We start from the raw sequence: 7423 nt of genomic DNA, 5'->3' as shown, positions 1-7423 counted from the left end.
GTCTCGACGCGGGAGGAGCCGCCCGACGATGCCCCCGGTCCGCCCGTCGTGGCCTCCGCCCCGGCCGTCGCGGGCTGCCCCGCCGTCGAGGTCGTCCCCGCCTGCGTCCCGGCGTCCTCCTGCTCGGCGGCGCCGGGACGCGGCGGTGCCTCGACGAGGCGCTGGGCCTGGGGCGCGGAGTCCTCCGGCTCGGTCACCTCCGGGCGTGGCGGCGCCTCGACCCGGCGCCGGGCCGGGGGCGTCCCGGCGTCGACCTCGGTCGTGGTTCCCGGGCGGGCCGGTGGCTCGGCCAGGAGCTGCGTCTGCGCGGTCGGTGCATCGGCCCGGCCCTGGACCCAGGCCGTCGCCGCCGCGTTCCCCGCGGTCCGCTGCAGGCCCGTGACGAGCCGGTGCGAGCCGTTCGTCGCCCGGCCCGGCGGTCCGGCGCCCGCCCGCACGACGGCCGCGGTCCGGGGCTCGGGAGGCGCGGTGGCGCGCACCGGTGCGACGTCGGCCCGGTGGGTGCCGGGCCGGTCGACGTCGTCCAGCGGTTCCCGGTCCCGCCTGGGCATCGAGCCAGTATCGAGCGGTCCCGGTGCCGTCCGGCCGTGCCGGGGCGGACCGTGCGCGTTCGGGCACGTGGCGTGCCCGTGCAGGCAGTCCTGCGCGGCCACGACAGGCGCCGCGCCCCTTCACAGGCTGCGCACAGGCCCGTGCTACGACCGCCCCAGCGGCGCTCCCTACGTTCGCCGGGTCGTTGTCGTCGTCGCCGTGAGGAACACCATGCTGCACGTCTGGAGGCGGACCCGTGGGTGGGTCCGGGCGGTGGTCGCCGCCGTGGTCGTCGGGGCCGTCGGGACGGGGGTGTGGTGGTTCGGCGTCCGGGACTCCGCCGCCGCGGCCGAGGAGCCCGTGACGCGCACGGTCGCCGCGAGCCTCACCACGATGGAGAAGACCGTCGACGGCACGGGCACCCTGACGCCCGCCGTGCAGGAGGACGTCGCCTTCGCGGTGAGCGGCACGGTGACGTCGGTCCAGGTCGCGCAGGGCCAGACGGTGACGGCGGGGCAGGTCCTCGCGACGGTCGACACGCTGCAGCTCGACGCGGACCTGCTGGCCGCGAAGGCCACGCTCGCCACCGCGCAGGCGCGGCTCGACGACGCGGAGGACGACGACGACGGCTCGAGCACCGCCGAGGCGCAGGTCGCAGCAGCGCAGGCGCAGGTGGACGTCGCGCAGACGAAGGTCGACGACGCGCAGGCCGCGACGGCGGACGCGACGCTCGTCGCCCCGGTCGCGGGCCTGCTCACGGTCGTCGACCTGGCGGTCGGTGACGCGGTGACGGGCGGCGGCGACGGCGCGACCAGCCCGCAGGGCGGCGACACGGGCGGGACCGCGCCGTTCACGATCGTCGGCACCGACGCGTGGGAGGTCGTCGTCAGCGTGTCCGACGCCGACGTGGCGCACGTCGAGGTCGGCGACCAGGCGGAGCTCACGCTCGACGGCGCCGACGGCCTCGTGTTCGGCACGGTCGCCGAGGTCGGGCTGCTCTCGACCGGGGAGGACGGCGTCGCGGCGTACCCCGTGACCGTCGCGGTCGACGGCGGCCAGGACGGGCTGCACGACGGCGTCTCCGCCGAGGTCAGCCTGGTCTACGAGCGCCGGACCGACGTCCTGGCGGTGCCGAGCATGGCAGTGACCACGGTCGACGGGCAGACCGTCGTGACCACCGTCGCGGCCGACGGCACGCAGACGCAGACCCCGGTCACGACGGGGGAGACGTCCGACAGCATGACCGAGATCACCGAGGGCCTGGCCGAGGGCGACGAGGTCGTGCTCGCGGTCTTCAGGCCGCGCTCCACTCAGGGCGACCAGACCGAGGGCGGTGCGGGGCAGATGCCCGGCGGGTTCGTCCTCGACGGCGAGATGCCGGCCGGTCCGCCCGGCGGCGGCACGTTCTCCGAGGGCGGCCCGATGGGCGGCGGCAATGGCTGAGCTCACCCTGCCGCTGCCCGCCGCCCGCCCCGCGGCCACGCCCGAGCCGGTCATCGAGCTCACCGGCGTCCGCAAGACGTACCGCACGGGGACCGTCGAGTTCGAGGCGCTGCGCGGCGTGGACCTGCGCATCGACGCCGGCGAGTACGTCGCCGTCATGGGGCCGTCGGGGTCCGGGAAGTCGACGCTCATGAACGTCCTCGGCTGCCTCGACGTCGCCACGCAGGGCACGTACCGGCTCGCGGGGGAGGACGTCGGCGAGCTCGACGAGACCGACCTCGCCGACATCCGCAACCGGCGCATCGGGTTCGTCTTCCAGCAGTTCCACCTGCTGCCGTCGCTGTCGGCGTGGCGCAACGTCGAGCTGCCGCTCGTCTACGGGCACGTCCCGGCGGCGGAGCGGCGCGCCCGTGCGGTCGCCGCGATGGAGCGCGTCGGGCTGGGCGACCGGCTCGACAACCGTCCCGGCGAGCTGTCCGGCGGCCAGCAGCAGCGCGTCGCGGTGGCCCGGGCGCTCGTCGGCGAGCCCGCCCTGCTCCTGGCCGACGAGCCGACCGGCAACCTCGACTCCGTCTCGACGCGCGACGTCCTCGCGCTGTTCGACGAGCTCCACGCGCAGGGCCGCACGATCGTCCTCATCACGCACGAGGAGGACGTCGCCCGCCGCGCCCAGCGCGTCGTGCGGGTCTTCGACGGGCTCGTCCGGACGGACGGTGACCCCCGATGACGTGGACGGAGACGCTGCGCACGGGGTGGGCGGCGATCCGCACGCACGTCATGCGCTCGACGCTCACCGTGCTGGGCATCCTCATCGGCATCGCCGCGGTCATCCTCACGGTCGGCCTGGGTCTCGGCACGCAGAAGGACGTGTCCGACCAGATCAGCGCGCTGGGCAGCGACCTGCTCATCGTCCGGCCGGGGTCGAGCACCGACTCGTCCGGCATGCGTGGTGGCTTCGGCAGCGGCACGACGCTGACCCGGGCCGACGCCGAGGCCCTCGCGTCCCCGGTCAACGCGCCCGACATCGCCGGCGTCGCGGCCGAGAAGTCGACCGGCGCGTCCCTGGAGGCGGGGGAGACCAACTGGTCGACCCAGGTCGTCGGCACCACGCCCGAGTGGCTCGACGTCCGCGGCCGGACCGTCGCGCAGGGGTCGTTCTTCACCGCCGACGACGAGGCGAGCGGCGCCGCGGTGGTCGTGCTCGGCCCGGAGACCGCGGAGGAGCTGTTCGGCACGACGCGCGTCGTCGGGCAGACCGTCACGGTCGACGGCACGGACCTGCAGGTCGTCGGGGTCCTGGCCGCCGAGGGCGCGTCGGGCGAGAGCGACCTCGACGACGTGGCCGTCGTCCCGATGTCGACCGCCGCGGACACGCTCGTCGGCGGGGCGGACCGCAACGCCGTCTCGACGATCTACGTGCAGGCGGCGTCGTCCGACCGGCTGTCGGCCGCCTACCAGGAGGCCGAGCAGCTGCTGCTCAACCTGCACGGCATCGACGACCCGGACGCCGCGGACTTCACCATCAACAGCCAGGACGCGCTCGTGTCGACCGCGACGGCCGTCTACCGGACCCTGACCGTGCTGCTCACGGGCATCGCCGCGCTGTCCCTGCTGGTCGGCGGCATCGGCGTCATGAACATCATGCTCGTGTCCGTCACCGAGCGGACCCGGGAGATCGGCCTGCGCAAGGCGCTCGGCGCCCCGCCGTGGGCGATCCGACGGCAGTTCCTCGTCGAGGCGGGCGTGCTCGGCCTCGCGGGCGGCGTCCTCGGTGCCGTGCTCGGCATCGTCGGCGCGCGCGTCCTGCCCGGGCTGCTCGACACGACCGTCGTCGTGTCCGGCGCGGCCGTCGCCGGCTCCGTGCTGGTCGCGCTCGTCATCGGGCTGGTGTTCGGCGTCTACCCCGCGACGCGGGCCGCGCGGCTCGCCCCCATCGACGCGCTGCGGGCGGAGTGACCGTGGCCCGCCACCCGTGCGACGCGTGCCACGTGCGCCGTGCCCGTCACGCCCGCCACCGACCCTCGACGTCGCGCCCGGCGTCCCGACCGGCGTCGCCCCGGCGCGCCGTCCCCCGACCCGCCGCGCCGCACGCGGCCGACCCCGCGAGGAGCCTCCCCATGACCCCGAACCCCACGCCGACCCGCACTGCCGGTCGTCGAGCCGGTCGCCGCGGTGCCGCGCTGACGCTGCCCGCGCTCGCCACGGGCCTCGTCCTCCTGCTCGCCGGGTGCGCGGGCGCCGACCCGTCCGCCTCGGCCGCGACGCCCACCGCGCAGGCCGAGGGGCGGTCCGACGACGGCACGGCCCCCCAGGCGCAGCGCGGCGGCGGCGGAGTCGTCGGTGAGATCGCGAGCGTCGGCGACGCGGTCCTGCAGGTGCGCGGCGCCGACGAGCAGACGGCCGTGACCTGGTCGACCGACACCGCGATCACCCAGACCGTCGCCGCGGCGCTCACCGACGTGACCGTCGGGGCCTGCGTCACGGCCGTCGCGGCCCCGCAGGAGACGGACGACGCGACGGGCTCCACGTCCGACGACGCCGCCGACGACACGACCCCGCTGCAGGCCACGAGCGTGACGGTCGTCGCCGCCGCGGACGACGGCACGTGCACGACCGGCGGCGGCTTCGGACCCGGCGGCGGCGACCGCCCCGACGGCGCCCCGACCGACCTCCCGTCCGGCATGCCCACCGACGCGCCCCGGTTCGACGGCGGCGAGCTGCCCGACGGTGCCCCGACCGACGCCCCGAGCGGTGCGCCCGGTGACGGTCAGCGCTCGCGGGTGCTCGGCGGTGCCGTGACCGGGCAGGTCACCGCCGTCGCCGGCACGACGATCACGGTCGGCGTCCGGGGCGCCGACGACACGCAGACCAGCCGCGACGTCGTCGTCTCCGGCACCACGACGTACAGCCGCACGGCCGACGCCGACGCGACGGCGCTCGTCACCGGACGGTGTGCCGTCGTGCGCGGCGAGGCCGACGACAGCGGGAAGGTCGCGGCCACCTTGATCGCGGTCTCCGACGCGGGCGACGACGGCTGCACGTCGACCCTCGGCGGGTTCGCGATGCGCGGCGGGCCGGGCGGCGCGCCGGGACAGGACCGCTCCGGGCAGGGCTCCGGGCAGGGGTCCGGGCAGGACGACGACGAGGAGAGCAGCACCGATGCGTGACAGGGGCACCCGCCGGTCCGCGCGAGCGGGCGACGACCCGACGCGACCGGTGTCGGACGCTGCGCTGCCGGGCCGCGGGTCGTCGGACGGCGTCCCGACCGGACCTCGGCCGTCGGCGGCCGCGCGACGACGCGCCCGGCGGCGACGGACCGTCGTGCTGGCGACCGTCGGCGCGGTCGTGCTCAGCGGCGTCGGCGGCGGTGTCGCGCTGGCCGTGGGCCGGGGTGGGGACGACCGCTACCGCACCGCGACCGTCGAGCGGGCCGACGTCGAGCAGTCCGTCGACGCGGTCGGCACGCTCGCGTCCGCGACGCGCCGGGACGCCGCGTTCTCGGTCGCGGGGACGGTGGCGACGGTCGACGTGACCGTCGGGCAGCAGGTCGCGGCGGGCGACGTCCTCGCGACGCTCGACCTCGCCTCGCTGCAGGAGGCCGTCGACGACGCCGAGGCGGAGCTCGCCGACGCGCAGGACCAGCTCGACGCCGACCTGGCGTCGCAGACCTCGTCCACGTCGTCCACCCCGTCCCCGTCGGCGTCGACCGGCACGACGGGGACGACCGGCCAGACGGGTTCCACCGGCCAGACGGGCCAGACCGGCCAGACCGGCTCGACCGGGTCGACGGGGCAGACGGGCTCCACGGGCACGCGCCCCGACACCGGGACCGGCACCGATCCCGCGATCGAGGCCGCCGTCGCGGCGGTCCGCTCCGCCCAGCAGGACCTGCTGACCCAGCACGAGGCGGCACGTCAGGCCCTCGCGGCGAGCGGCACGAGCGTCGAGGCGTCGCGGAGCACGTGCGCGGCCTTCCTCGACCTCGTCGGCGACGACGTGGACGGCGACCCCGAGCCGACGCCGACCGCGAGCACGTCCCCCACCCCGGCGTCCTCGGACGCCGCGACGACGGGCACGGGCACGGGAACGACCACCACCGACGCCGCCCCGACCACCGACGCCGCCCCGACCACCGACGCCGCCCTGACCCCGACCGACGACGGCGCAGCGCAGGCCGCGGCGAGCGCGTCCGACGACGTCGTGGCGGCCCTCACCGCGTGCCAGGACGCGATCACCGGCACGCTCACCGCGCAGCAGGCGACCGACGCGGCCCAGCAGGCGCTCACGTCCCTGGTCACCGCGCTCGACGAGGCCGTCGCGACGCTGCACGCCGCGGTCACCGCCGCGACCGGCGACGACACCGACGGCGCCACCGCCGACCCGACCGGCACCGACGACCCGACCGGCACCGACGGCACGACGACCCCGTCGGCCAGCCCGTCCGCCGCTCCGAGCAGCACGAGCACGGCGTCGCCGAGCACGTCGACGAGCACGACGTCCACGACCCCCGACACCTCGGCGCCGACCCGCACGAGCAGCCCGTCCTCCGACGACGCGTCCACGGACGGCACGAGCGGAGCCGTGGCGTCGGCGGCGACGGTCCTCGCCGACCAGGCCGCGGTCGACGCGGCGCAGGCGCGCGTCACGCTCGCCGATGCGGCCCTGCCGTTCGCGACGCTCACCAGCCCGGTCGCGGGCACGGTCGCGGCGGTCGCCCTCGCGCCGGGCGACGCGGTGACGGCGTCGTCGTCGACCGCGGTCGTCACGGTGATCGGGACGGACGGCTTCACGGTGTCGACGACGGTCCCGCTGGGTGACGTCGACGTGGTGGCCGTCGGGCAGGCGGCGCAGGTGACGACGCCGAGCACCGACGCGGTCCTCACGGGCACGGTGAGCAGCGTGGGTCTGCTCGACGTGTCGACGACGTCCGAGCCGTCGTACACGCTGGTGGTCGCGCTGGACGCGACGGACGAGCGGCTGTTCGACGGGGCGTCGGCGCAGGTCGAGGTGACGGTCGCGGGTGCGGTCGACGTGCTCACGGTGCCGACGTCGGCGGTCCGCGTGTCGTCGGACGGGACGACGGTGCAGGTCCTCGACGGCACGACGCCGAGCACGGTGACGGTCGAGGTCGGCGCGGTCGGCGCGGAGCGCACCGAGGTGCTGTCGGGGGTCTCGGCGGGCGACGAGGTCGTCCTGGCGGACCTGCAGCAGGCCGTCGAGACGGGCTCGACCTCGGGCAGCACGGGCCTGTCGGGCCTGGGTGGCTCGGACGAGCAGCGCGGTCCGTCGATGCAGGGCGGACCCGGCGGCGGCTTCGTCGGCGGCCCTCCGACAACCGTGACGCGCGGCCAGGGCTGACCGCACACGACCTTCGACGCCCTCGCACGACGACCGCCCCACTCCCGGGTCGCGCGTCGCGCGGGGGCGTCGGCCACCGACCGCCGGGCGC

The 7423-nt window shown here is 76.8% G+C and carries 5 protein-coding genes and 1 pseudogene; 5 read left to right on the top strand and 1 reads right to left on the bottom strand.

Going from position 1 to position 7423, the window contains the following annotated elements; genetic code table 11:
- Positions 1–551 (bottom strand): annotated as a pseudogene (locus CBZ_RS13965) (hypothetical protein); the annotation flags it as partial.
- A 199-nt stretch (positions 552–750) separates the two neighbouring features.
- Here CBZ_RS13965 and CBZ_RS13960 point away from each other — a divergent pair.
- The 5 genes from CBZ_RS13960 to CBZ_RS13940 all read left to right on the top strand — a co-directional run bounded on the left by CBZ_RS13960 (position 751) and on the right by CBZ_RS13940 (position 7332).
- The gene (locus tag CBZ_RS13960) at positions 751–1974 is read left to right on the top strand and encodes an efflux RND transporter periplasmic adaptor subunit (RefSeq protein ID WP_246013395.1); all 1224 of its coding nucleotides are present in this window, start codon (positions 751–753) and stop codon (positions 1972–1974) included.
- A complete protein-coding gene (locus tag CBZ_RS13955; protein WP_130782126.1) occupies positions 1967–2701 on the top strand; it encodes an ABC transporter ATP-binding protein in 735 nt (244 codons plus the stop codon). Before CBZ_RS13960 ends, CBZ_RS13955 begins: the two co-directional genes overlap by 8 nt.
- Positions 2698–3930: an ABC transporter permease gene (locus CBZ_RS13950; RefSeq protein WP_130782125.1), complete on the top strand. Its 1233-nt coding sequence runs from the start codon at positions 2698–2700 to the stop codon at positions 3928–3930. Before CBZ_RS13955 ends, CBZ_RS13950 begins: the two co-directional genes overlap by 4 nt.
- A gap of 161 nt (positions 3931–4091) precedes the next feature.
- The gene (locus CBZ_RS13945) at positions 4092–5141 is read left to right on the top strand and encodes a hypothetical protein (protein ID WP_130782124.1); all 1050 of its coding nucleotides are present in this window, start codon (positions 4092–4094) and stop codon (positions 5139–5141) included.
- A 154-nt stretch (positions 5142–5295) separates the two neighbouring features.
- Complete coding sequence (locus CBZ_RS13940; RefSeq protein ID WP_165446778.1) at positions 5296–7332, top strand: efflux RND transporter periplasmic adaptor subunit; 2037 nt, start codon at positions 5296–5298, stop codon at positions 7330–7332.
- The last annotated feature ends 91 nt before the right edge of the window (positions 7333–7423 follow it).

Source organism: Cellulomonas biazotea (assembly GCF_004306155.1).
Lineage (GTDB): Bacteria > Actinomycetota > Actinomycetes > Actinomycetales > Cellulomonadaceae > Cellulomonas > Cellulomonas biazotea.
The sequence above is the reverse complement of the archived record's forward strand: the minus strand, read 5'-3'. Positions and strand labels throughout refer to the sequence as shown.

Bases quoted from the DNA above. Each gene is read 5' to 3' on its own strand.
- CBZ_RS13955 (WP_130782126.1), top strand. From the start codon at position 1,967: ATGGCTGAGCTCACCCTGCCGCTGCCCGCCGCCCGCCCCGCGGCCACG.
- CBZ_RS13950 (WP_130782125.1), top strand. From the start codon at position 2,698: ATGACGTGGACGGAGACGCTGCGCACGGGGTGGGCGGCGATCCGCACG.
- CBZ_RS13945 (WP_130782124.1), top strand. From the start codon at position 4,092: ATGACCCCGAACCCCACGCCGACCCGCACTGCCGGTCGTCGAGCCGGT.